This is a genomic window from Eikenella longinqua, assembly GCF_001648355.1.
Taxonomy (GTDB): Bacteria; Pseudomonadota; Gammaproteobacteria; order Burkholderiales; family Neisseriaceae; genus Eikenella; species Eikenella longinqua.
The window spans coordinates 47,082-70,657 of sequence record NZ_LXSL01000017.1 but is presented as its reverse complement, the minus strand read 5'-3'; the positions used below and the strand labels follow the sequence as shown (position 1 = coordinate 70,657).

General features: G+C 59.8%; 20 protein-coding genes. 15 read left to right on the top strand and 5 right to left on the bottom strand.

Annotated features, from left to right (window positions below):
- Window positions 1-374 precede the first annotated feature (374 nt).
- Window positions 375-1,793, top strand: a complete 1,419-nt coding sequence (locus A7P95_RS04935) for an OmpP1/FadL family transporter (protein WP_067592078.1) — start codon at window positions 375-377, stop codon at window positions 1,791-1,793.
- 307 nt (window positions 1,794-2,100) lie between these two features.
- On the opposite strand, the gene sstT is transcribed toward A7P95_RS04935, so the two are convergent.
- Complete coding sequence (gene sstT, locus A7P95_RS04930; RefSeq protein WP_067592075.1) at window positions 2,101-3,351, bottom strand: serine/threonine transporter SstT; 1,251 nt, start codon at window positions 3,349-3,351, stop codon at window positions 2,101-2,103.
- A gap of 415 nt (window positions 3,352-3,766) precedes the next feature.
- On the opposite strand from sstT, the gene A7P95_RS04925 reads away from it, so the two are divergent.
- From A7P95_RS04925 to A7P95_RS11100, 8 genes are all read left to right on the top strand, one after another.
- A complete protein-coding gene (locus A7P95_RS04925) occupies window positions 3,767-5,605 on the top strand; it encodes an autotransporter assembly complex protein TamA (RefSeq protein ID WP_067592072.1) in 1,839 nt (612 codons plus the stop codon).
- Window positions 5,606-9,499 carry a translocation/assembly module TamB domain-containing protein gene (locus A7P95_RS04920; protein WP_067592069.1) on the top strand — a complete coding sequence of 1,298 codons (3,894 nt, stop codon included), beginning with the start codon at window positions 5,606-5,608 and terminating at the stop codon, window positions 9,497-9,499.
- A 158-nt stretch (window positions 9,500-9,657) separates the two neighbouring features.
- Window positions 9,658-9,897, top strand: coding sequence for a hypothetical protein (locus A7P95_RS04915; protein ID WP_156503506.1), 240 nt, complete (start codon window positions 9,658-9,660; stop codon window positions 9,895-9,897).
- 24 nt (window positions 9,898-9,921) lie between these two features.
- A complete protein-coding gene (locus tag A7P95_RS11575) occupies window positions 9,922-10,422 on the top strand; it encodes a hypothetical protein (protein ID WP_156503505.1) in 501 nt (166 codons plus the stop codon).
- A gap of 120 nt (window positions 10,423-10,542) precedes the next feature.
- Entirely contained in the window at window positions 10,543-11,823 is a 1,281-nt protein-coding gene (waaA, locus tag A7P95_RS04905; RefSeq protein ID WP_067592059.1) for a lipid IV(A) 3-deoxy-D-manno-octulosonic acid transferase, read from the top strand.
- Window positions 11,824-11,874: 51 nt separating this feature from the next.
- Window positions 11,875-12,225 (top strand): RidA family protein, encoded by a 351-nt coding sequence (locus tag A7P95_RS04900; RefSeq protein ID WP_067592056.1) that lies wholly within the window; start codon window positions 11,875-11,877, stop codon window positions 12,223-12,225.
- Window positions 12,226-12,412: 187 nt separating this feature from the next.
- The gene (locus tag A7P95_RS04895; protein WP_067592053.1) at window positions 12,413-12,823 is read left to right on the top strand and encodes a surface-adhesin E family protein; all 411 of its coding nucleotides are present in this window, start codon (window positions 12,413-12,415) and stop codon (window positions 12,821-12,823) included.
- 14 nt (window positions 12,824-12,837) lie between these two features.
- Window positions 12,838-13,251, top strand: coding sequence for an Ivy family c-type lysozyme inhibitor (locus A7P95_RS11100; protein WP_082890738.1), 414 nt, complete (start codon window positions 12,838-12,840; stop codon window positions 13,249-13,251).
- A gap of 182 nt (window positions 13,252-13,433) precedes the next feature.
- On the opposite strand, the gene ampD is transcribed toward A7P95_RS11100, so the two are convergent.
- Window positions 13,434-14,018, bottom strand: coding sequence for a 1,6-anhydro-N-acetylmuramyl-L-alanine amidase AmpD (ampD, locus tag A7P95_RS04890; protein WP_067592050.1), 585 nt, complete (start codon window positions 14,016-14,018; stop codon window positions 13,434-13,436).
- A gap of 542 nt (window positions 14,019-14,560) precedes the next feature.
- Here ampD and A7P95_RS04885 point away from each other — a divergent pair.
- Entirely contained in the window at window positions 14,561-15,871 is a 1,311-nt protein-coding gene (locus tag A7P95_RS04885; RefSeq protein ID WP_067592047.1) for a M16 family metallopeptidase, read from the top strand.
- Window positions 15,872-15,969: 98 nt separating this feature from the next.
- Window positions 15,970-17,316 (top strand): M16 family metallopeptidase, encoded by a 1,347-nt coding sequence (locus A7P95_RS04880; protein ID WP_067592044.1) that lies wholly within the window; start codon window positions 15,970-15,972, stop codon window positions 17,314-17,316.
- Between the two features lie 141 nt (window positions 17,317-17,457).
- On the opposite strand, the gene A7P95_RS04875 is transcribed toward A7P95_RS04880, so the two are convergent.
- The 3 genes from A7P95_RS04875 to yaaA form a co-directional block, all read right to left on the bottom strand.
- A complete protein-coding gene (locus A7P95_RS04875) occupies window positions 17,458-19,008 on the bottom strand; it encodes a methyltransferase regulatory domain-containing protein (protein WP_067592041.1) in 1,551 nt (516 codons plus the stop codon).
- A 171-nt stretch (window positions 19,009-19,179) separates the two neighbouring features.
- Window positions 19,180-19,671: a low molecular weight protein-tyrosine-phosphatase gene (locus A7P95_RS04870; RefSeq protein WP_067592038.1), complete on the bottom strand. Its 492-nt coding sequence runs from the start codon at window positions 19,669-19,671 to the stop codon at window positions 19,180-19,182.
- Between the two features lie 105 nt (window positions 19,672-19,776).
- A complete protein-coding gene (gene yaaA, locus A7P95_RS04865) occupies window positions 19,777-20,550 on the bottom strand; it encodes a peroxide stress protein YaaA (RefSeq protein ID WP_067592035.1) in 774 nt (257 codons plus the stop codon).
- 255 nt (window positions 20,551-20,805) lie between these two features.
- Between yaaA and leuE the strand changes: the two genes are divergently transcribed.
- From leuE to A7P95_RS04845, 4 genes are all read left to right on the top strand, one after another.
- Entirely contained in the window at window positions 20,806-21,459 is a 654-nt protein-coding gene (leuE, locus tag A7P95_RS04860; protein ID WP_067592032.1) for a leucine efflux protein LeuE, read from the top strand.
- A gap of 124 nt (window positions 21,460-21,583) precedes the next feature.
- Window positions 21,584-21,925 carry a hypothetical protein gene (locus A7P95_RS04855; RefSeq protein WP_067592029.1) on the top strand — a complete coding sequence of 114 codons (342 nt, stop codon included), beginning with the start codon at window positions 21,584-21,586 and terminating at the stop codon, window positions 21,923-21,925.
- 149 nt (window positions 21,926-22,074) lie between these two features.
- Window positions 22,075-22,359 (top strand): DUF3861 domain-containing protein, encoded by a 285-nt coding sequence (locus tag A7P95_RS04850; RefSeq protein ID WP_067592026.1) that lies wholly within the window; start codon window positions 22,075-22,077, stop codon window positions 22,357-22,359.
- A 161-nt stretch (window positions 22,360-22,520) separates the two neighbouring features.
- Window positions 22,521-23,558, top strand: coding sequence for a PDDEXK family nuclease (locus tag A7P95_RS04845; protein ID WP_067592023.1), 1,038 nt, complete (start codon window positions 22,521-22,523; stop codon window positions 23,556-23,558).
- Window positions 23,559-23,576 lie beyond the last annotated feature (18 nt).

Genomic DNA, 23,576 nt, shown 5'->3' with positions numbered 1-23,576 from the left:
GCAGTTTTGCCCAGGCGCAGGCTACCTGAAAACCGGCAATTATTTCCAAGCAACTTTACATATTCAATCAGCAATAAATCGGCATAATCTTTCAAAACTGTGCCAATCGCCGCGCGCAAACCGGCTAACTGTTGGAAATTTACCAATCCTAACATTGCAATCTGCTGCCCAAACGCCGCCAAAGTTCATTTTTAGACAAATCTTCCGGTAGAATAGCTGCTCAACGTTATGGTGTAACTTTTCAGGTAGCCTGTTGCCGCATATTCAATGCAGGCTACCTGAAAAACCAAGCTTCCGCGAAGCCAAGCGTTACGAATCCTTGATTGAATATTGCGCCGGCTGCCAAACCGGCTTTATTTGGTTGCAGAATCATGATGAACACTCTCCGCCTCGCCCGTCTCGCCCTGCTTGTGGCCGCCTCCTTCAGCCTGCCCGCCTGGGCTTCCGGCTACCATTTCGGCACGCAGTCGGTGAGCAGCCAGGCCACGGCCAACTCCTCTTCCGCCGAAGCCATCGACCCCTCCACCCTGTTCCACAACCCCGCCGGCCTCACCAAGCTGGAAGGCACGCAGGCCAGCATCAATGTCAATCTCGTGGCGCCGAGCGTGAAATATGAAAACGCCGAAGCCTACTATCCCGGCGGCACCGAGCGCGTGCAGGGCGCCGCTTCCGGCAATATCCGCCCGCAGGATGTGGTGCTGGCGCCGCATTTCTACCTGTCGCACCGCCTGAGCGACGACGTGGCGCTGGGCTTGGGCGTGTATGTGCCCTTCGGCTCGGGCACCGAATACCAGCACGGTTCCGTGCTGCGCTACAACCTGAACGAGCTGAGCCTGAAAACCCTCGCCGTGCAGCCCACCGTGGCCTATAAAATCAACGACCAGCATTCCGTGGCCGTGGGCTTGGTGGCGCAGCACACCTCGGCCAACCTGCGCCAATATGCCAACTTCGGCGCGTTCCCGCCGCTGCGCCGCAACGGCTTTGCCGACGGCTATGCCAGCGTAGAAGGCAGCGATTGGGGCTTCGGCTACAACCTGGCCTGGCTGTGGGACGTGAACGATTCGCTGCGCCTGGGCGTGAACTACCGCTCCAAAGTGAATCACACTTTAAGCGGCGATGCCGAATGGAAACTGGTGGGCACGGCCTTCCAAACGCCGATGGGCGGCGCGCTGGCCAACGCCATCCGCGCCAACGGCTATGCTGCCTCCGAAGGGGCGAGCGTGAAAATCATCACCCCCGAATCGCTGTCGCTGCACGGCATGTATAAGCTTTCGCCGCGCTGGTCGCTCTACGGCGACGCCACTTGGACGCGCCACTCGCGCTTCAACCGCGCCGAGCTGAATTTTGAAAACCAGAAAGTGGTAGCCAACCCGCAAAACCCCGCCGCGCCGGCCCGCAGCAACCAAACCATCCTCACACCGCAATGGCGCGACACCTATAAACTGTCGCTCGGCGCGTCTTACCAAATCACCGACCCGTTGCAACTGCGCTTCGGCGTGGCCTACGACCAATCGCCGGCGCGCGGCGCCGACACGCGCATGAGCACGCTGCCCGACGCCGACCGCATCTGGCTCTCGCTCGGCGGCAAATACGACCTCACGCCGCAGCACAGCGTGAGCCTGGCTTACAGCTATGTGCACGTGAAAAACACCTCGGCCAACGTAAACGGCTGGTGCGGCGGCACGGCTGCCGGCGCCGGCTCGCAGGCCTGCGTGTCCAGCCGCACCACCGGCTCGGCCAAATTCAAAAGCCGCTCGCACATTTTGGGTTTGCAATACACCTATAAATTCTAAGCGGGCGTGAAGCAGGAAAAGGCTACCTGAAAAATCCGTTGCCGATTTTTCAGGTAGCCTGATTTTCAGGTAGCCTTTGCCGGCCGTGGGGCTACCTGAAAAATGAAGCGGCGCGGCAGCCTTTCGGTTTGGTTTTTAGCGGATTCAATTTGAATCGGGATAGGGCGGTGAGCCGCAGACAGTACAAGCAGTACGGCAAAGCGGCCAACGCTGCCATCCCCGGCAACAAACAGCCATCATCAAACAGGCTACCTGAAAATTTTCAGGTAGCCTGTTGCGTTGCTATACCAAAATCAAACTATCCGCTTCAATCTGCCGGGCGTTTGTGCGATTGGTCCACCGCAGCGGTAAACAGCACGTCGGTGGAAGAATTGAGCGCGGTTTCGGCCGAATCCTGGATCACGCCGATGATGAAGCCCACGCCCACCACCTGCATGGCGATGTCGTTGGAAATATTAAACAGGCTGCATGCCATCGGAATCAGCAGCAGCGAGCCGCCGGCCACGCCGGAAGCCCCGCAGGCACCCACGGAGGCGATCACGCTCAAGAGCAGCGCCGTCCAGAAATCCACCGGAATGCCCAGCGTGTGCACCGCCGCCATGGTGAGCACCGTGATGGTGATGGCCGCGCCGGCCATATTGATGCTGGCGCCCAGCGGGATGGATACGGAATAAGTGTCTTCATGCAGGCCGAGTTTCTTCGCCAAAGCCATGTTTACCGGGATATTGGCGGCGGAAGAGCGGGTAAAGAAGGCGGTAACGCCGCTTTCGCGCAGGCAGGTGAACACCAGCGGGAACGGGTTGCGGCGGGTGTGCATGAACACCAGAATCGGGTTTACTACCAGCGCCACAAACAGCATCGAGCCCAGCAGCACGGCCAAGAGGTGCAGGTAGAACTCCAGCTTGTCGAAACCTTCTTTGATGATGGTAACCAGCACCAGGCCGAAAATGCCCACCGGCGCAAAGCGGATTACCCAGCGCACCACCTGCGACAGCGCCTGCGCCACATCGTTTACCATTTCGCGCGTGCGCTCGCTGGCGTGGCGGAAGGCCGTGCCCAACACCAGCGCCCAAGCCAGGATGCCGATGTAGTTGGCATTGGCCAGCGCCTGAATCGGGTTCGACACCAAATTCATCAGCAGGTGGCGCATCACTTCGCCGATGCCGGCAGGCGCCTCATTGCTGGCCGCTTCCACGCCGCTGAGCAGAAGCTGCGAGGGAAACAGGAAGCTGGCGCTCACCGCCACCAGCGCGGCGGCAAAAGTGCCAACCAGATACAGCACCAAAATCGGGCGGATATTGGTAGGGTTGCCGCTGCGGTGCTGCGAAATGGCGGCCACCACCAGCGCAAACACCAAAATCGGCGCCACGGCCTTGAGCGCGCCCACAAACAGGCTGCCCAAAATCGCGCCCAGCTCCACCACCGGGCCGGCCGCCGACGAGTGGCGCACCGCCGCCGCCAGCAGGATGCCGAGCAGTATGCCGATGACAATCTGCGTAACCAGCCCCAGGCGCATGAGCGCGGCCAGCGGCCCTTTCTTTGCATTATTCTCTTGCATAACAAATCCTTAAGCGTAGTGTTGTGTGATTGCTTGAAAAAAGAAAGGCAGCCAGTCTAACAGAAACGAACGTATCGGCACAAATATTTACTTAGCCTTTGCCAAACAGCCGTTTATTGCGCCCGGCAGGCTACCTGAAAACCTGCGGGGGAGGATATTGCCGCGCACGATGATTTTTCAGGTAGCCTCATGCGCGGCAGCCTGATGGGTTTGGCTGCTGTGGGAGCGCGGTTTTCTGCGCCCGCCTCGTTTTCATGGCCTTGCCGCTTATGCGGCGGCAGCGTAAACACCCGGCCTTAACTTTGCCAAGGCAGCACTTTCAGGTAGCCTGCCGGCATTTCAAAAGCTAGGGCAAAAATGCTAATATGACCGCCGTTTGCCGCCGTCGGCGCATAGTTTTCCTTGATTGCCGCCCATGAAGAAAAGTTTGCCCTCCCTCGCTCTCGCCTCCGCCCTGCTGCTGAGCCTGCCCGCCTTTGCCGACGGCGCGCCGGAGAAGGCCGCTGCCGCCAAGCCGGACGGCGCCGCCAAGCAGCCGGAGAAACAAGGCAGCAACGCCGAGCCGGAAAAACTCCCCTTCCCCGTAACAATCAACGCACCCGCTGAGCTGGCCGCCCTGCTGCGCGAGCACCTCTCCATCATCAACCGCCAAACCGAGCCCGATGCCGATGTGGACCAAGAGCAAATGCAGTTTCTGGCCGAAGAAGCGCCCGACGAAATCAAACAAATCGTGCGTTCGCAGGGCTATTTCCGCGCCGATATTCAGGTAGCCCCCGCCGGCCGCGGCTGGCGCATCACCGTGAAGCCCGGGCCGCGCACGCAGGTGAGCGACGTGGGCGTGTCCATTGTGGGCAAAGTGCTGGAAGACGGCGAGCTGGGCGGCTACTACAAACGCGCCATGGCCAACTGGGCGCTGCCCATCGGCAACCCCTTTATCAACAGCGAATGGAGCAGCAGCAAAGACGCCGTGCTCTCCGCCGTGCGCCGCTACAAATACCCGCTCGCCACCCTCACTGACAGCAGCGCCACCATCAACCCGCAAACCAGCCAGGCCGTGCTCTCCGTGAGCGTGGACAGCAAACAGCCGGTGTATTTCGGCGACATCGAAGTGAGCGGCACCGAGCGCTACCCCGCCTCGGTGGTGACCGGCATGGCGCAGTTCCAGCCCGGCGACCCCTACGATTTCGACAAAATCCTCGACTACCAGCAAGCGCTGGAGCAAGACAGCCACTACAGCCGCGCCCAGGTGGAGGCCGATTTCGCCAAAATGGTGAACGACCGCGTGCCGCTTTTGGTGTCTGTGAGCGAAGTGCCGCGCCAGAAGTTCGACATCGGCCTGCGCTACGATTCGGAAGACGGCCCTGGCATCCGCCTGGGCTACGAGCACTACAACGTGGCCAACAAAGGCTATGTGTTTGCCGGCGCGGTGGACGTGAACCAATACGAAAAAAGCGCCAGCGTGGGCTTGAGCCAGCCGCGCAACCGCAACGGCTGGTATTGGACCGGCAGCCTGGCCTACGACAGCTCTACCACGCAGAAGCTGGTGAAAGACACCATCCAATCTGGCATCTGGCGCGTGCGCGACCGCGACGGCATTGAAGCGCGTTTCGGGCTGGAATACATCACCGAATCGCGCCACATCGTGGACGGCCCCGATTTCGGCCGCAGCAACGCGCTGATGCTCACCGCCGCTTGGCGCCGCCAAAACATCGAAACCCTGCTGCGCCCGGCCAACGGCTACTATTTGGAAGGCAAAGTGGGCGCCACCCTCGGCACGCTCGGCTCTTCCACCTCCGTGCAGCGCATACACGGCCGAGCCGGCTACTATTTCACGCCCGAAGAACACAAAAACATCGGCACCTTCATCCTGCGCGGCGAGCTGGGCTACACCCGTTCCGAGCAGGATATGGACGTGCCCTCCGTGCTGCTGTTCCGCAGCGGCGGCGCCAACAGCGTACGCGGCTACGAGCAAGACAGCATCGGCTTGCCCGGCCCCAACGGCTCCGTGCTGCCCAACCGCACCCTGGCCGTGGCCAGCTTCGAATATCAAAAACCGGTGAGCAAAAACTTCTCGCTGGCGCTGTTTCACGATATGGGCTCGGTGAGCCACAATTTCACCGATATCAACTGGCGGCACGGCAGCGGCGTGGGCGTGCGCTGGTTCAGCCCCATCGCCCCCTTCTCCTTCGATTTCGCCTACGGCCACCACGACCGCAAACTGCGCTGGCACATCAGCCTGGGAACCCGATTCTAAATGAACGACACCGCTCTCCCCATCGATTCGCACGAGCTGCCGCCCCAGGCGGAAGACCCCGCCGCCGGCAGCGCCCCGCCGCCCAAACGCCGCCGCCGTTGGCTGCGCCGGCTGCTGGCCGCCTTCCTGCTGCTGCTCACGCTGTTGCTGCTCTCCGTGCTGTGGCTGGCCGGCACCGAATCCGGCCTGCGCTTCGGCGTAACGCAAATCCCCTCCTGGTTTGGCGTGGACATCCGCGTGAAAACATTGCGTGGCACGCTGTGGCGCGGCTTTCAGGGCGAAGAAATTCAGGTAGCCTCCGAAGGCGCGGATGTGGACATCAGCAGCATCAGCCTGCAATGGCAGCCCAAAGAATTGTGGCAGCGCCGCCTGCATGTCAACCGCCTGGCCGCCGGCGACATCCGCATCATCAGCAAGCCCACCCCACCCAAAGAAGACCGGCCTCCGATGAGGCTACCTGAAAGCGTGGATCTGCCGCTGGCCGTGCAGCTCGACCGCCTGGAAGTGGGGCGCATCAGCCTTGGCCAGAAAGGCGATGCCGTGGTGGAATCCGCCGCGCTGGCCTACACCTTCGACTACCAAAGCCACAAGCTGAACCTCACCTCCCTGCGCGTGCCGTGGCACGAATTCCAAGGCAGCCTCAGCCTTGACACCGCCTCCCCGTTTAAGCTCGGCGGCCAAATCCTCGGCAGCGGCGAGCTCGACGGCACAGCCGCCGACAGCGCCTTCGCCGTCAACGGCAGCCTGCAAGAGCCCGATCTGCAAGCCCAGCTCGACAGCGGAGACATCCATTTCGGCCTCACCGGCCGGCTGCGCCCCTTCGAGCCGCTGCTCAACCGCAAAATCGCCCACCTCAACATCGAAGGCCGGCAGATCAACCCCGCGCTGTTTGAAGCCTCCCTGCCCGCTGCCGACTTGGTGTTCAACCTCGCGCTCAACCCCGCCGAGCAGGCCGACACCCTCGACGGCCAGCTCGAGCTGCGCAACCACGCCCCCGCCCCCATCAACGCCGACGGCATCCCCGTGGCCGCGCTCAAAGGCAAGCTCACCGTAGATACCGGCGGCAAGCTGCACCTTGAAGACATGGCCACTGAGCTTGCCGCCGGCGGCCGCCTCACCTTCAACGGCAACATCGACAGCGCCACACAAAACATGGCCGTCGATGCCGCCGTGCAGCAATTCAAACTGCAAGACATCCTCAAGCAGCAGCTCGCCCTCAGCCTAGACGGCAACATCAAACTTTCAGGTAGCCTCGGCAGCCCGCAGGCCGATTGGCAGCTCAAAGCCGGCCAAACCGGCACCAGCGGCACCTTCCAGCTGCTCACCGATAAAACCAACCGCCAGCGCACCCTCTCCCTGCGCGAAGTCAAAATCAGCCCCGCCAACGGCGGCGAGCTCCAAGGCGAAGCCGCGCTCGAGCTGTTTCAAGAGCGCAAACTCAGCGCTCATATCCGCACCGAGCGCTTCAACCCCGCCGCCGTGCTCGCCGAATTGCCGCAGGGCAGCATCAACGGCAGCGTCGAGCTCGACGGCACGCTGGCAAGCAGCCCCAGCCTCCAGCTCCTGCTCGATTGGCAGCACAGCCACCTCTCCGGCGCCCCCCTCTCCGGCCGTGCCGACTTGCGCTACGAGCAAGAACACCTGCCCAAAGCCAATGTCAACCTCCTGCTCGGCCGCAACCGCATCCGCGCCGACGGCAGCTTCGGCAAAGCCGGCGACCGCCTCAATCTCGACATCGACGCCCCCAACCTCAACCTCTTCGGCTTCGGCCTCACCGGCTACCTGAAAGCCCAAGGCTTCCTCGCCGGCGAGCCTGCCAAGCTCACCGCCGACCTGCACGGCCACGCCGACAGCCTCGCCGTGCAAAACGCCGTGCGCATCGCCCGCCTCGATTTCGACCTCAAAGGCTCGCCCGACCTCAGCCAGCCGCTCAACATCAAGCTCGACGGCCGGCAAATCCACATCGGTAGCACCCAAATCGACAGCCTCAACCTCAGCGCCAACGGCAGCGGCAAAAGCCACAGCATCAACGGCAGCAGCAGCCTCAGCCTCAGCGGCAAGCCCTTCCGCCTCAACCTCGCCGCCAACGGCGGGCTCAACGACGAGCAGCAATGGAACGGTCGCATCGGCCAGCTCGACATCGGCGGCGCCTTCAACCTCAAGCTACTCAATCCCATCCAGCTTGAAGCCGGCGCCAAGCGCGTGCGCCTCGACAACGCCCGCTGGGCCGCCATGGGCGGCAGCCTCAACCTGCAAAACTTCGTGTGGGAAAAGCAAACCGGCATCAGCAGCAAAGGCAGCGCCGACCGCTTGCACCTGCAAGAGCTCGACAACCTGCTCGGCCTCGCCCGAAACGACAAAACCGTGCAATTCCCCCTCGTGATTGCCGGCGATTGGGACTTGCGCTACAGCCGCGACGCCCAAGGCTACCTGAAACTTTCCCAGCAATCCGGCGACATCGTCATCCCCTACCGCCAGCAATCGCTCGGCTTAGACAAGCTCGTGCTCGACACCCGCTTCCACAGCGGCCGCATCGACAACCGCCTCACCGGCAAAACCCGCTACGGCACGCTCGACGCCTCCGTGGCCGTTAGCCAGCAGTTTGGCAACGCCATCAGCCAAGCCCCGATCAGCGGCTACCTGAAACTCAACATCCCCGACCTCGACGCCATCCGCAACCTCCTGCCCGGCGGCATGAGCGCCAAAGGCGAGCTGGCCGTGGACACCACCGTGTCCGGCAGCGTGGGCGAGCCCCGCCTCAACGGCACCGCCACCGGCAAAAACCTTTATTACCGCGACCGCAACACCGGCGTGATTCTGGATAACGGCAGCCTCACCTCCCGCTTCCAAGGCCGCGACTGGCTGGTGGATTCACTCAAATTCACCCGCAAAGACGGCAACGTCGAGCTCAAAGGCCGCGTCAACCTCACTGGCACCACGCCCGATGTAGACGTTTCCGCCCAATTCGCCCGCTACCCCATCCTCGATACCCCCAACCGCAAGCTCACCCTCAGCGGCGGCAGCCGCCTGCTCTACAACCCCGGGCGCGGCATGGCGCTCACCGGCGAGCTCAAAGTAGACAGCGGCCACTTCGGCTTCCAAAAATCCAGCATGCCCGGGCTCGACGACGACGTGGTGGTGCTTGGCGAAGAAAAACCTGCCGCCGCCGGCGCCACCACCCCGGTGGAAATGGACCTCTCCCTCGACTTGAACGACAGCTTCCGCTTCAGCGGCCAAGGGCTCGACGTATTGCTCGGCGGCAAGCTCCACCTTAGCGCCCGCCCCAAAGAAAACGTGCGCGCCGTGGGCACGGTAAACATCGTGCGCGGCCAATACAAAGCCTACGGCCAAGACCTCGTGATCGACAAAGGCCAGATTTCCTTCGTGGGCCCCCTCGCCTCGCCCAACCTCAACCTGCGCGCCACCCGCAAATATTCCCCCGTGGGCGCCGGCGTGGAAGTGCTCGGCAGCTTGGATAACCCGCGCGTGAGCCTGGTGGCCAGCGAGCCGATGAGCGACAAAGACAAGCTCTCCTGGCTCATCCTCGGCCGTGCCAGCAGCGGCAACGAAAGCGACGAAGCCGCCGTGGCCGCCGCCGCCGGCGCCTTCCTGGCCGGCAACATCAACGACAAAATCGGCCTCCTTGACGACTTCGGCATGACCACCCGCCGCACCCGCAACACCCAAACCGGCGAGCTCAACCCAGCCGAGCAAGTCATCACCTTCGGCAAACGCATCACCAACGAGCTTTATCTGGGCTACGAATACAGCATCACCAGCGCCAACCAGGCCGTGAAGCTGATTTGGCAGATCAACAGCACCCTGCAGGCCATCAGCCGCGTGGGGACCGATTCCGTGAGCGGCGAAGTGCGCTACAGCATCCGCTTCGATTAGCCGGCCGTTTGGCCAAGCCGCCGCAAGGGTTTAGCGTATGTCTCAAGATTTTTCAGGTAGCCTTTGCCAATGCGCGGAAGGCTACCTGAAAACAAGTAGTGGCAACCCGTAGGTTTGCATTTTTCAGGTAGCCTCTCTCCCCAAATATGGAGAACATCATGAAGAAAGCACTGTTTTTCTTGATCGGCGCACCCTTTTTCGTCTGGCTGTTTATCCTTGCCGCCAAATACGTCCTCTTCAGCCTGGATCCGCCACGCACTTGGCAGGAAGAAGTGCGGCTGAGCGACGGTACGGTGATTCTTACCGAACGTTCTGCCAATTGGGAAAACCGTGAAAGTCTAAATAAGCAGAGTATCCGCGTGATTGATGCCAAAGGGCTGGATATTCCGCCGGAATAGTCGGATAAATGGCAGCTGTTAATTTTGGATCGGGATAAACAAGGTGTATGGAACCTCATTGTTCGGCCAGGCCTTTGTTACGACTGGAACGAAACTTTCGCCTATCGACAATATCAGGCCATCAATGGCCGCTGGCAGCGGGTAGAGTTTGATAAAACCTTGCATGGTCGCCCGGCAAATTTGGAAGGAAATATTTATGCGCAGCTTGAGAATATGCCGAGATTTATAGGAGTGGACGAAAAACAATTTATTTCCAGCGAACCTCACCCGGAAGTGAGCAAACCGCTAGATGATTTTTCTTGGCGAGGAATAAATATCCACGCACTTTCCGGATGCGATTTATATTGCTGGCTGTATGGCGAAAAAAACTTAGGTGTTGAGTGTAATAAATACGGTTTCTGCGAACAGCACGGAAATGAAAGCAAGCCGCAGTGCTACCGATACCGGGAAACACCTAATGACCTCACACCGCCGCCTCGCCACACCTCTGCGCCCGATTTTCAGGCAGTCTCCTCCCCGCAATAAGGCTACCTGAAAAACAGGCAATCCCATAACGATACAACTCAAACCTGGCTTTGCCGAAACGGCATTTTTCAGGTAGCCTCTCCGCCATCCAAAGGCTACCTGAAAAATCCCACCCATCCCATGCTCCCAGCCCTCTACCGCCTGCTCACCCGCCTCCTCGGCCGCCTCCTCGGCCGCCACCTGCTCGCCAAACGCAGCCGCCGCGCCCCCGCCTACCTGCTGCACCAGGGCGAACGCTTCGGCGAGCCGCCGCCGCACCCCGTGCAGGATGCCATCTGGGTGCACGCCGTGTCCGTGGGCGAAACCTGCGCCGCCGTGCCGCTGGTGCAGGCCTTGCGCCGCCGCTTTCCCGATGCCCCACTGCTGCTCACGCAAATGACGCCCACCGGCCGCGCCGCCGCCGAAAGCCTGTTTCCCGATGCCCAATGCCGCTACCTGCCCTACGACCACCCGGCTTGGACGGCCGCCTTCCTCGCCCAGCACCGCCCGCGCTTCGGCATTATCATGGAAACCGAAATCTGGCCAAACCTGCTCGCCGCCTGCCGCGCCGCGCGCCTGCCCGTGTTCCTCGCCAACGCCCGCCTCTCCGAGCAATCCGCGCAGGGCTACCGCCGCTGGCCCTCCCTGTTTGCCCCCGCCCTGCAAAGCTTCCGCCGCGTGCTCGCCCAAACCGAAGCCGACGCAGAACGCCTGCGCGGCATCGGCGCGGCAAACGTGCTGGTGTGCGGCAACACCAAATACGACATCGCCCCGCCCGAAGCTATGCGCCACCTGGCCGCCGAGTTTAAACAGCGCATCGGCAGCCGCCCCGTGGTGGTGTGCGCCAGCACCCGCTTCCACAACCAGCAAGACGAAGCCCTGCTGCTGCTGCAAGAATGGCGGCAGTATCGGGGCGACGCGCTCTTGGTGGTCGTGCCGCGCCATCCCGAGCGGTTCGACGCCGTGGCCGAAGCCGCCGCCGCGCTCGGCCTGCGCACGCAGCGCCGCAGCGACGGGCAGCCGGTGCACCCTGGCACCCAAGTGTGGCTGGGCGACAGCATGGGCGAACTCTTTGCCTACTATCTGGCCGCCGATATGGCCTTCGTGGGCGGTAGCCTGGTGGACACCGGCTGCCAAAACATCATCGAGCCCATTGCCTGCGGCAAGCCCACCCTGTTTGGCTATTCCACCTACAATTTCGCCGCCGCCTGCGCGGGCGCATTGGCCGCCGGCGCCGCGCTTCAGGTGGCCACGCCCGCCGAATGGTATGCCGCCGTGCAGCGCTGGCTGGCGCACCCCGCCGAACGCGAACGTTTTTCTGCCCAGGCCGCCGGCTTTATCCAAGCCCACCAAGGCGCCAGCGAGCGGATTACCGAAGCCGTGTGCGCGGCCTTGGCAGAGCCTGCCGAAGAGGCTACCTGAAATTTTCAGGTAGCCTTCCCCCGTTTCCCATTGCCAAAGAAAGGATTTGCCATGACCATCCGCCATCACCTCCCCGCCGCGCGCTATTCCGAAGCCGTGGTGGCCAACGGCTTTGTTTTCCTCTCCGGCCAAGTGCCGGGCAACCCCGAAGCCGGCATCGAAGCGCAAACCGCCGATGTGCTGGCACAAATCGACCGCATTCTGGCCGACTGCGGCTCCGATAAAGCCCACATCTGCGAAGCCGTGATCTACCTGCCCGATATGGCCGACTACGCGGACATGAACCGCGCCTGGGATGCTTGGGTGGCGCCCGGCAAAGCCCCCGCCCGCGCCTGCGTGCAGGCCGCGCTGGCCGATGCGGGCTGGAAGGTGGAAATCAAGCTGACGGCGGTGGTGAAATAGGCGCATTGCACGGCGCATAAATCAAAAGGCTACCTGAAAAACCAAAATATGGTTTCAGGTAGCCTTTTCTGTGTGAGTCGGGCTGAAGCGATGGGTTCAACGAAGTAAACCTTGGCAGCTCCGGCAGCCTTTTTTGTTGGCTTGGGGTATGATGGCGGAGTGTTGGATTGTGTTAAGGAGAAGAAAGATGAAAAAGGTATTGTTGGGGGTGCTGCTGGTGTTGGCTGGGATGACGGCGAATGCGGAGCGGATGGATGATAGGTGGGTGTTAATTGGGAATACCACTGAAGGTGGTGGCGTAATCTATTACGATAGCCAGACCATTACCAACAACACTGTTTGGTTTAAAATACGCTATACAAGTCGGAATTTGCCACACATTAGGACAGGACAAAAATTTAACGAATCTATAGCACAGTTTGCAATCAGTTGCCCAACTAGACAGATGGCTGAGGTATCACGGGTTTTTTATCTAAGAGGGAGAACAATAGCTTCTGGGTCTTCTCAATACCTGAAATACGATCCCATCACCCCGGATACCATTGGGGAAATAGCATATAGAGTAGTTTGCCAAGAAACAGAGCGGCAATATTTTTAAGTAATTAGGAGTAAATGATGAAAAAATCTTTTTTGTGTAGCTTGTTGTTGATATTCGGCTTCCCTACCCTTGCGCATGGGCGGGATGTATTTTTATGGAATCTGGTTAGTCGACAGCCTTATAAAACGGTTTGGCGACAAGCTGTCAGTAATGCGGTAAGAAATACAGATGATAACTGGTGGCTGAAAGATGCACGAGGGACAGGAACGCCGGTTCAGCAAGTGGTGGTAAACCACACTTTGTATTATCAGGCTTCTTTGTGCGAGCCGCATAATTGTGGCGATAATTTCATTTTGGTATTGATTAACAAGCAAAGAGTGGCTGCAATCCAATTTAAGGCAGATGGCGCGAATAGAGCCTATGGCAACCCGAACCGGCATGAGTTGCAATATCTGCTGCGTCAGTATGAGCGAGAAGCTAGTCAATAATTCAGTGAAGCAACCGCTGTAATAGGCGGGATTCTTTATTTAGTAACACTTGCCACGCTCCTAGCCACCACATCAAAAGGCTACCTGAAAAATTTGGCTATGCAGAAACGCCGTTGCGTGGCGTTTTGGCTTCGCTTAATTTTCAGGTAGCCTTTGGTGCGTAATGGGCAAACGCTGCGGGCTTATGCCGCGCCGTTTGCTGGGTTGCCCAACACTTCTTCCGCCAGCGGCAGGCCGGCGGCGGCGAGGCGCGGCCAGTCGAAGAAATGGCCGGGGTCGCTTTTGCGGCCGGGGGCGATGTGCTGGTGGCCGGTGATGGCGGCGATGGGGTAGTTTGCCGTCATGCTGTGCAGCAGGGGAATGAGGGCTTGGTATTGGGCTTCGGTGAAGGGTTCAAAGTCGCAGCCTTCCAGCTCGATGCCGAGGGAGAAGGCGTTGCAGCCGCTGCGGCCTTGGTAGCTTGACACGCCGGCGTGGTGGGCGGCGTCGTGGCCGGACACAAATTGCACCACGCGCCCGCTGCGCTCAATCAGGAAGTGGCTGGACACGCGCAAATCCACCAGCTGCGGGAAGAAGGGGTGTGCCTGCGGGTTGATGCGGTTGGCGAACAGGTCGCGGATGGCGCCGCTGCCGTATTGGAAGGGCGGCAGGGAGATGTTGTGCAGCACCACCAGCGAAACGGCTTCGCCTGGGGGGCGGGGGGAGAAGTTGGGCGAGGGGCAGCGTTCGGCGCCCTGCCACCAGCCTTGTTGCCAGCTTGGGTTCATGGTGTGGGGGAATCGGGTTGGGATGTGGGATTATAGCGCCAAAGGGAGAAGGGCTACCTGAAAACGTAGCTTCAACGCAGTTAATAAAGTCGGCAGCAAAACTTTTGCGGGGAAGTGGCGTAATTACCAATTTCAGGTAGCCTTTTGCCATTCCTATCCTGTTCACCCTTGCGCCTTATGCCGGCGCGGGCACCTACTTTTCTTTGCTTCATCAAAGAAAAGTAGGCAAAAGAAAGACGACTGCGGGCACAGGTTTGGCTTCGCCAAACTTCCCTCACTCCGCGCGGTTTTTCGGGTGGGCCCGAACTTGCGGCTGCGCCGCTTCGGGCCCACCCGAAAAACCGCGCTCCGTTCGGCTGCGTCAGCAGAGAAGGGCATAGCTCAGCTGATTGCACCAAATGTTCTGTGTTTGGTTTTACGGAGGGGCCATTTTTAACTGCGTTGAAGCTACGCTTTCAGGTAGCCTCAGCCTGCCCAGCCCGCCGTGCGGCTGGGCGCAAATTTCGGTATCATGCGCTTTTCCCCCGTTTTTAGGAAAACTTATGTTCCGTTCCTTGCTTGTGGCCGCCGCGCTGGCGGCCTGTGTGTTGCCGGCGGCGGCCGAAACGCAATCGCGCGTGCTGGCCAACGGTATGAAGGTGATTGTGCGCGAAGACCACCGCGCGCCGGTGGCGGTTACGCAGCTTTGGTTTAAGGTGGGCAGCGCGGATGAGCACGCGGGCAAAACCGGCCTGAGCCACGCGCTGGAGCACATGATGTTTAAAGGCACGCCTACCGTGCCGGCCGGCGAGTTCAGCCGCCGCATTTCCGCGCTGGGCGGCAACGACAACGCCTTCACTTCGCGCAACGAAACCGTGTATCACCAAGAATTTGCCGCCGCCAATCTGCCGCAAGTGCTGGAATTGGAGGCCGACCGCATGGTGAACCTCAATTTCAGCGATGCCGATTTTGAAAACGAAATGAAGGTGATACGCGAAGAGCGCCGACTCACCACAGATAACGACCCCGGCGGCAAAATGTGGGAGCAGATCAACCTTGCCGCCTTCTCCAAGCCGGGAAACCGCGCGCCGGTGATCGGCTATGCGCCGGATTTGGACGCGCTCAAGCCGGAAGATTTGCGGGCTTGGTACCGCGCCTGGTATGCGCCGCACAATGCCACGCTGGTGATTGTGGGCGACGTGAAGGCGGGCGAAGTGTTGGACAATGTGGAAAAACTGTTCGGCAGCCTGCCGGACCACCCGTTGCCCGCGCGCAATGATTTGAACGAGCCGCCGGCCGCCGCCAATAGCTCTGCCCGCGCCACCGCGCCGGTGAGCTCGCCGGTGGTGGGGCTGGCCGTGAAAGTGCCCGCCCTGCGCCGGGTGGACGACAAGCTGCCTTATGCGCTGAATATGCTGGCCAACGTGCTCGACGGCAGCATGTCGGCGCGCATCGAGCGCAATCTGGTGCGTGGCAGCAAAGTCGCCACCGAAGCCTCGCTAGCCTACGATTTGCTCAGCCGCGCGCCGGATGTGCTGCTGTTTAGCGGCACGCCCGCGCCCAATGTGAAGCCCGAGCAGCTCACGGCGGCGTTTTGGGGCGAAGTGCGCAAGGTGGCCGAGCAGGGAGTGGGCGAAGAGGAACTCGCCCGTGTGCGCAACCGCAGCCTGGCCGCGCGCGAGTTTGCCAAAGATTCGATGGAAACCCAGGCTTCCAACCTGGGCTCGCTGGAGTCGGCCGGCTTCTCTTACCAAGACGAAGAGGAAATCCGCCGCCGCCGCTTGGAGGTGAGTGCCGAAGAAGTGCGCGAGGCCGCGCGCTGGCTCTTGGCGCAGAAGCATGCCACCGTGGTGCTGTATCCCGAAGCCAAGTAGCGGCCGTTCCGATAAGCCTGCCCGATATTTTCAGGTAGCCTTCCCGCCTCAAGCAGAGGCTACCTGAAAACCTGTTTCCCCCTTTTAGGAGCAAACCCATGAAACCTTTTTTCCGCATCCTGCTGCTGGCCTGCCTGCTGCCCGCCGCCGCCCTGGCCGAGGATATCCCCATCCAGCGCTGGCAAACCGCCGACGGCACCCGGGTGCTGCTGGTGGAGCGGCACGAAAATCCGATTGTCGATATCAACGTGGCCTTCGACGCCGGCAGCAGCCGCGACAGCGCCGATAAAATCGGCGTGGCTAACTTCGCCGCCGCCCTGATGGACACCGGCACCCAAAACCTCAACGAAGAAGCCCTGCTCGGCCGCGTGGACGACCTTGCCGTGCAACTTTCCAGCTACGGCGGCACCGACAGCGCCGGCGTGCGCCTGCGCAGCCTCGCCAAGGGCGACATCCTCAACCCCGCGCTCGACCTGATGCGCGACGTATTGGCCGCGCCGCGCTTCGAGCCCGCCGTGCTCAAACGCGAGCAAGACCGCGCCGTGGAAAACCTCAAGCAAAACCGCACCCAGCCCGCCTTCGTTGCCTCCATCGCCAACACCCGGCAAGTGTATCCCGCCCACCCCTACGGCTACCCCGCCCGCACCAGCGAGCAAACCATCCGCCGCATCACCCCCGCCGACCTGCACCGCTTCCACCGCCAATACTTCACCCGAGGCAACGCTGTGGTGGCCATTGTGGGCGACGTGAGCCGCAGCCAGGCCGAAGAAATCGTGGGCAAACTCACCGGCAGCCTGCCGCCGGGCGAACGCCCCGCCCCGCTGCCCGCCGCCGCCAACGGCACCCCGCGCACCCACAGCCGGCCGCATTCCGGCAGCCAGGCGCACATCGTGCTCGGCATGCCGCTGATCAGCCGCCACGACCCCGATTTCTACGCCCTCACCGTGGGCAACTACATCCTCGGCGGCGGCGGTTTCGACAGCCGGCTGATGAAAGTGTTGCGCGACCAACACGGCTACACCTACGGCGCCGCCTCCCGCCTCACCCCGCTGCGCGCCAACGGCCCCTTCACCCTCTCCTTCGCCACCGAGAAAGCCAACGCCCGCGCCGCCCTAGCCGCCACGCAGCAAGTGTTGCGCGACTTCGCCGCCAACGGCCCCACCGAAGCCGAAATGGCGCAGGCCAAAGCCAACCTGGTGGGCAGCTTCCCGCTGCGCTTCGACACCAACGCCGAGCTCACAGGCTACCTGAAAACCATCGGCCTCAACGACCTGCCCAGCGACTACCTGAGCCGCTACCCTGCCGCCATTTCGCGCCTGAGCGCGGAAGAAGTGAAAGCCGCCTGGCAGCGCCGCGTGCACGGCCTGCACACCGTGGTGGTGGGTATGCCTGCCGCCGGCAAACCCGCCGCCCCGCTCCGCCGAGCCCACGGCAGAAGGCGCTAGGCCGGGCGCTTGCCGATTGGTTGGCAAGCAAAAAGGCTACCTGAAAACGAGCTTTGCGAGTTTCTGCGCAGCTAAATTTTCAGGTAGCCTTTTTTGTTTGTGATTTGCCGGCACCAGCGGCAGCCTGCTATCAAAAGCGCGTTAATCCATACTATCGGGCAGGCACTGGAGGTTATGCAGCAGCCGCAGGCGGTGGCGCAGGAAGCCGGCTTTCTGGCGGGCGATTTCGGCCAGGTTTTCCTGTTCGCCTTGCAGCCCTTTGCCTTCGATAACCAGGGTTTGCCCCTGCCGCTGCAAGGCTTGCCAGGCCAGTGCGTCCCATTCTTCCGGCGGCAGGCCTTCGGCACGGAAGCGCAGGAACAGGCGGTCGAGATAAGGCAGTTCGATGCCGCCGCCAATCACGGGGCTGGCCAGCCAGCCCAGCGGGCTGTCGGCCTCGTCGTTGGAGAGGGCGTGGCGGTTGAGGCGGAGGCAGTAGGGGCGCTGCCGCTCGATATGCTCAACATCGGTGCACACGGCCAGGTCGTTTTTGGCAAACAAGACGGCCAGCGCGGAATAAAGCTGCAAAGAATCGATTTTGCCGGCCAGCGCCTGCCGCAGTTCGCCCACGTTGTGCACGGCGTTGTCGGCGAGCAGATTGAGCAGGGGGTCGTAGATGTCGGGAATCACGTTTACCGTGCGCAGGAAGGCCACGGCGGGATTGAATTCGGCGCGCTCGGTGAGCAGGATCACGTTGAGCGCGTCCCATGTGCGCGTCTGCTCCGAGAGGCCGGCGCGGCGGCCGCCTTTCACCCAATAATCGCAGCGGAACTGGCGGTTGGTGAGGTAGTCTTTCACGGTTTGGGCGAAGGAAGGATTTTTGATGCTGTTCACAAAAGCCTGCTGTTCGTCGTCAAACAGGCAGAACGTGAGGTCTTCAACATGGCGGGCGGAGCAGGCGTAGGAGAGCTTGGCGCTGCCGAGCCATTCTTCCATTTGCGAGAAATACATGGGCTGCCAGTCGCGGTTGAGGTATTCGTGGGCGATGTAGCCGGGGGAGTGGGTTTTCAGCTTTTGCAGGCGCTGGGGCAGGTCGGGCGCGTTTTTCACCAGGTGGGGGCTGTGTTTGAGCAGCTCGCTGCCGAAATCGAGGGCCTGGCTGATGCGCTCGCTGCGGCTGCCCGTGCCTAAATGGTCGCTATGCTGTTGCAGGATATGGCGAACCGGCAGGTGCGGCGCCCAGGAGGGCAGCACGTTGTAGCTGATGTAGAGCACGCCGCCGGCGGTGAGCTTGCGGCGGATGAAATCCACGATGATGCGGCGGTTTTCATCGGAAATCCACGTCCAGATGCCGTGCAGGACGATGAAGTCGAAATCGGGCAGGTCGTCGCGGGCGCAGAATTCGGCAAAGCCTTGCTCAGCCAGTAGCAGCTTGTCTTTTTCCACGCCGGATTGGGCGGCCAGGCTGCGCGCGAAGGCGGCTTGGGCGGGGTTGAAATCGGTGGCGTGCCAGGCTGCGCGGCCGGCGGCGGCGTGGATGTTGGCCGACACGCCCTGCCCGAAGCCCAGCTCGCAGGCGTGCACAACCGGCGGCACAGCCAGCCCGGCACTCAAAAAGGGGATGGCGAGGCGCTCGGGGTTGAGCTCGGTGTAGTAGCCGTAGGTGTAGTTGATGTCGTTTACATAGCCTTCCGACCAGTCTGGGGCGCTCATGTTGGTTCCTGATATGTGGATGGAAAGGCGTTATTTTAGCAAACAATGGCGGCGCTTTAATGCCGATTTGAAGGCGGGAAAGGGCAAAGGCTACCTGAAAGTGTGAGCTTCAACGAAGTTAAAATTGGGCGGGCATGGTTTTCAGGTAGCCTTTTGCCGATGGCGGCCGCGTTAGCCTTTTTCGGGCGGCAGCAGCGGCTTGCCGGCGGCGAGGCGGTCGAGCAGGGCGGTGCAGCAGGCGGTGAGGATGTCGCGGGTTTCGCGGAAGTTGCCGGTGTACCACGGGTCGGGCACGTGGCTGTGGCGGCGCGGGCTCAGCAGCCGGGTGATGTTGAACATTTTGCCGGGGTGGCGGCCGAAGCGGCGCTCCATTTCGGCTAGGTTGTCGTCGTCCATGGCGAGGAGGTAGTCGTGGGCGGCGAAGTCTTGGTTGCGCAGGCGGCGGCTCACGAAGCCTTGGCTCTCGATGCCTTCGGCGTCGAGGATTTCAAGGCTGCCGCAGTGCATGCCTTCGCCGTCGTGCCAGCCGGAGGTGCCGGCGCTGGCGGTTTCCACGGGCAGGTCGCGCGCTTGGGCCATGCTGCGGCACAGGTATTCGGCCAATGGCGAGCGGCAGATGTTGCCGAGGCAGACGAAGAGGATTTTGGTGGGTTGCGGGCTCATGGGGCTACCTGAAAGTGATGTCTTGCGGAGCAGGGCGGGGTTCTGCAACGCGGAAAATCATGGCCTGGCCGGGCGCGCCGGTTTCAATGCGCGCCGGTTTCAATTTCAACGCTCGGCGCGGCGGAACACCCATTCGCTGTCAGACGAGGCGGCGGGGCAGAAGGCATAGCCTTCGCTGTCGAAATCCAGCAGCTGTTCGGGATCGGTGAGGGCGTGCTCGGCGGCGTAGCGCAGCATGAGGCCGCGGGCGCGTTTGGCGTAGAAGCTGATGATTTTGTAGCGGCCGTTTTTTTCGTCTTGGAAGACGGGGGTGATGAGGCGGCCGCCGAGCTTGGCGGGCTGCACGGCTTTGAAGTATTCCTGCGAGGCGAGGTTGATGAGCACTTGGGTGTGCGCTTCGGCCATGCGTTCGGCCAGAAGCTCGGTGATGCGGCTGCCCCAGAAGGCGTATAAGTCTTTGCCGCGCGGGTTGGCGAGCTTGGTGCCCATTTCGAGGCGGTAGGGCTGGATTAAATCCAGCGGGCGCAGGAGGCCGTAGAGGCCGGAGAGCAGGCCGGCATGGCGTTGCAGCCATTGAATTTGCGGTGGGCTGAGGCTGGCGGCGTCGAGGCCTTCATACACGTCGCCGTTAAACAGATACACGGCCTGCTTGGCGTTTTGCGGGGTGAAGGGGGGCTGCCAGGCGGCGTTGCGCTCGGCGTTGAGGCGGGCGATTTTGTCGGACACGCTCATCAGCGCGGCGATGTCTTGCGGCGGCAGCTCGCGCAGTTTACCCATGAGGATGGTGGATTGTTCGAGCAGCGCGGGCTGGCTGTGTTCGGCGGTGGGGGCGGGCTGGGTTTCGTTGAGGTTTTTGGCGGGGGAGAGGATGAAAAACATGGCGGCGGGGCGGGAAAAATTTGCGATGGGCGGAGTTTAGCTTTTGGCGGCGCTGGGGGCAAATGCGGTGGCGGGGGATAGGGAAAGCAAATGGGCGCGATTAGGGGGAAAGGCTACCTGAAAGCGCTAGCTTCAACGAAGTTAAAAATATCGGCGGGCGGATGGATATTTTCAGGTAGCCTCAAGCCGCGTTTGCCCGAGCCCGTCGTGTACAATGTCTGCCAGCGTTTTGCATTACAGGCTACCTGAAAACCTATGTTCGGCATCGTCAATCCCGTTTCTTATTTTATCGGCACGGTTATCCTGATTCTGATTCCGGGCCCCAACAGCATGTTTTGCCTTTCGATGGCGGCGCAGCACGGGGCGCGGCGGGCGTATCGGGCGGTGTTCGGCATTTTGCTGGGCGATTCGCTGCTGATGCTGGCCACGGTGCTCGGCGCGGGCGCGGTGCTGCGGCTGTATCCGGCGCTGTTTCATGCGCTCAAGCTGGCGGGCGGGCTCTATTTGGCCTACATCGGTTGCGGCATGCTGCGCGGGGCGGCGCGCAAATGGTTTGCCCCGCCGCCGAGCTTGCCGGATCTGCCTGCCGCCGCTGCGCCGCAGCCCGTGCGCCATATCTTCAAACGCGCCCTGCTTTTGAGCCTCACCAATCCAAAGGCGATTTTGTTTTTCCTGTCGTTTTTCATCCAGTTTGTCGATCCCGCCTATCCGCACCCCGCGCTTTCCTTCCTGCTGCTGGCGCTGGTGTTGCAGGCCATCAGTTTCAGCTATTTGAATTTTTTGGTGCTGGCCGGGGCGAAGGCGGCGCGGCTGTTTGGCCGGCGGCGGCGTTTGGGCGCGGCGGCCATGGGCGCCACCGGCCTGCTGTTTATCGGCTTTGCTGTGAGCCTGTGGCTGGCGGCGGTTTAGTGTTTGCTTTGTTGCAGCCCGAGTTTTCAGGTAGCCTCAATCTCTGCTGGGGCTACCTGAAAACTCGGGCGGTTTGCCGTATAATTAGCGGCATTTGCCCACACCGTCCGCATCAGGAATCCCCATGCCCAAACTCCGCATCCTCCTCGCCGCCCTCGCTCTTTCCGCCTGCACCGCCCTCGGCAGCCAAAACTACAGCGGCGAAAGCGCCACTTTCGGCGGCGACCATATCCTGCGCAACGACGTTACCCGCACCGTGCTCACCGCCGAGCGCGCCGCCCACAATTGCAGCCAAATCCAATCCATCCGCAGCAAAGTCCTGCAAGCCCGCAAAGTGCGCGGCCGCTGGCAGGTGCGCGAAGAATGGGCCGTGCAGGCCTGTGGCAAAACCCACCGCTACCACATCGGCCTGTTTGAAGACGCGCGCGGCGAAACCGACTACACCGTGCGCCGGATTTCCCGCTAACGCCAAATAAAATAAAGGAAAGGCTACCTGAAAAATATGCCTTCGCGCCGCCAAGGCGTTTGCATAAAGCTAAACCAGCCGACACATTTTAAACTTCGTTGAAGCTAGCGCTTTCAGGTAGCCCCTCCCCGCCCGCAGACGGAGCACCCATGAAACAACACCAATTCCGCCTTACCCTCGAACACCTTGCTGACAAAGACGGCCACCCCGTTTCCGCCGAACCGCTGGTGTTCGATGCGCCCAACCACGACAATATTTTCGACATCGTAAAACGCATGGAGCAGCGCGAAGGCTTCACCCCCGAAATGGCACAACGCTTCGCCGTGGGGCTGAAACTGATGGGCGAAGTGATGATGGAACACAAAGAACACCCGCTGTTTGCCGAATTGAAACCGCATTTTATGGAAATTATGAAAGCGGTGAAGCGGGGATAGAATTAAAAGAGGCTACCTGAAAGCGCTAGCTTCAACGAAGTTTAGAATGATGTCTTGCGAAGCTAAAAAAGGTTTGTTGATTTTCAGGTAGTAGTTAAGATTTAGTGGCTTTTGAAGCCTACATGCTGATTACGGTTTGCTAAAAACTCAAGGAGACTATAATGTATCAAGTTGATATTTCGAAAAAAACAATGCAGAAACTTAACACCCCAACATTTGCTGAATTAAATTTGCGTGAAAGGTATGATATTCAGGAGTGGATTGACAATAATCCTGATATTCTTGGTGAAGAATTACTTATCATTGGGAAAGAAGTTGTTGTTGGGAATGGCATTAGATTAGATTTGTTAGCAATAGATATAAATGCTAATTTGGTTATTATTGAGCTAAAAAGGGACAACTCTGGCAATAATGTTGATTGGCAAGCCATCAAATATGCATCTCATTGCTCCGCATTTAGTGATGAATATATTTTTACCATATATCAAGAATATCTAAATAATAAATCTATTCAAAAAAATGCTAAAACAGAAATTGAAAACTTCATTGGTAAAATTGGAAAAGGAATTGAACATCTAAACCAAGAACAACGCATTGTTTTAGTATCAAGAGAATTTCATCCAGATGTTGCTTCAGCAGTACTGTGGCTGAATGAAAAAGGATTAGATATTACGTGCATTAAAATTAATCCATTTACTATGGATGATGGTAAACTATTTATTTATCCTAATAAAATTATCCCCTTGCCAGAGGCAGAGGAATATGTAAAGCGGAAAGCCATACAAAAGCAAGAAAATATTATTCAACAGAGTAATTGGGATTTAATCTCTTTTGATATACCTGAATATACGAACAACGAATTATCAAGTAAGCTTGCTGCTTTCCTTTCAAAGCAAAATAATTTAACTGATAGGTTTATAGCATTTTTAGAAATATTATTGTCAGAAAATAGAGATTTTGACAGGGAGGAAATTAAGGATTTGTTATTTAACCGCTATAATATAGGTGATGACGTCCAGCATGCAGGTAGGTTATTAAGTAATATTAGCCAAGCAATTACTAGGAAATCCAATGATTTTCTGCGTCAATTAATTAGCTTTGGTCGAGATAGTGATACACCTGGTGCATATAAAAACAGCTATTTTATTGATAAAAAATATCGTGCCTTAATTCAGAATGTTATTAACGAAGTTATATAATTTGTCATATCAATAGAT

What these genes read in the sequence shown, in the direction of transcription:
- A7P95_RS04900 (WP_067592056.1), top strand. Translation starts at nt 11,875, where the DNA reads ATGACCATCCGCCATCACCTCCCCGCCGCGCGCTATTCCGAAGCCGTG.
- A7P95_RS04875 (WP_067592041.1), bottom strand. Translation starts at nt 19,008, where the DNA reads ATGAGCGCCCCAGACTGGTCGGAAGGCTATGTAAACGACATCAACTAC.
- waaA (WP_067592059.1), top strand. Translation starts at nt 10,543, where the DNA reads ATGCTCCCAGCCCTCTACCGCCTGCTCACCCGCCTCCTCGGCCGCCTC.
- A7P95_RS04935 (WP_067592078.1), top strand. Translation starts at nt 375, where the DNA reads ATGAACACTCTCCGCCTCGCCCGTCTCGCCCTGCTTGTGGCCGCCTCC.
- A7P95_RS04855 (WP_067592029.1), top strand. Translation starts at nt 21,584, where the DNA reads ATGCCCAAACTCCGCATCCTCCTCGCCGCCCTCGCTCTTTCCGCCTGC.
- A7P95_RS04870 (WP_067592038.1), bottom strand. Translation starts at nt 19,671, where the DNA reads ATGAGCCCGCAACCCACCAAAATCCTCTTCGTCTGCCTCGGCAACATC.
- yaaA (WP_067592035.1), bottom strand. Translation starts at nt 20,550, where the DNA reads ATGTTTTTCATCCTCTCCCCCGCCAAAAACCTCAACGAAACCCAGCCC.
- A7P95_RS04920 (WP_067592069.1), top strand. Translation starts at nt 5,606, where the DNA reads ATGAACGACACCGCTCTCCCCATCGATTCGCACGAGCTGCCGCCCCAG.
- leuE (WP_067592032.1), top strand. Translation starts at nt 20,806, where the DNA reads ATGTTCGGCATCGTCAATCCCGTTTCTTATTTTATCGGCACGGTTATC.
- A7P95_RS04850 (WP_067592026.1), top strand. Translation starts at nt 22,075, where the DNA reads ATGAAACAACACCAATTCCGCCTTACCCTCGAACACCTTGCTGACAAA.
- A7P95_RS04880 (WP_067592044.1), top strand. Translation starts at nt 15,970, where the DNA reads ATGAAACCTTTTTTCCGCATCCTGCTGCTGGCCTGCCTGCTGCCCGCC.
- A7P95_RS04885 (WP_067592047.1), top strand. Translation starts at nt 14,561, where the DNA reads ATGTTCCGTTCCTTGCTTGTGGCCGCCGCGCTGGCGGCCTGTGTGTTG.
- A7P95_RS04845 (WP_067592023.1), top strand. Translation starts at nt 22,521, where the DNA reads ATGTATCAAGTTGATATTTCGAAAAAAACAATGCAGAAACTTAACACC.
- A7P95_RS04925 (WP_067592072.1), top strand. Translation starts at nt 3,767, where the DNA reads ATGAAGAAAAGTTTGCCCTCCCTCGCTCTCGCCTCCGCCCTGCTGCTG.
- A7P95_RS04895 (WP_067592053.1), top strand. Translation starts at nt 12,413, where the DNA reads ATGAAAAAGGTATTGTTGGGGGTGCTGCTGGTGTTGGCTGGGATGACG.
- ampD (WP_067592050.1), bottom strand. Translation starts at nt 14,018, where the DNA reads ATGAACCCAAGCTGGCAACAAGGCTGGTGGCAGGGCGCCGAACGCTGC.
- A7P95_RS04915 (WP_156503506.1), top strand. Translation starts at nt 9,658, where the DNA reads ATGAAGAAAGCACTGTTTTTCTTGATCGGCGCACCCTTTTTCGTCTGG.
- A7P95_RS11100 (WP_082890738.1), top strand. Translation starts at nt 12,838, where the DNA reads ATGATGAAAAAATCTTTTTTGTGTAGCTTGTTGTTGATATTCGGCTTC.
- sstT (WP_067592075.1), bottom strand. Translation starts at nt 3,351, where the DNA reads ATGCAAGAGAATAATGCAAAGAAAGGGCCGCTGGCCGCGCTCATGCGC.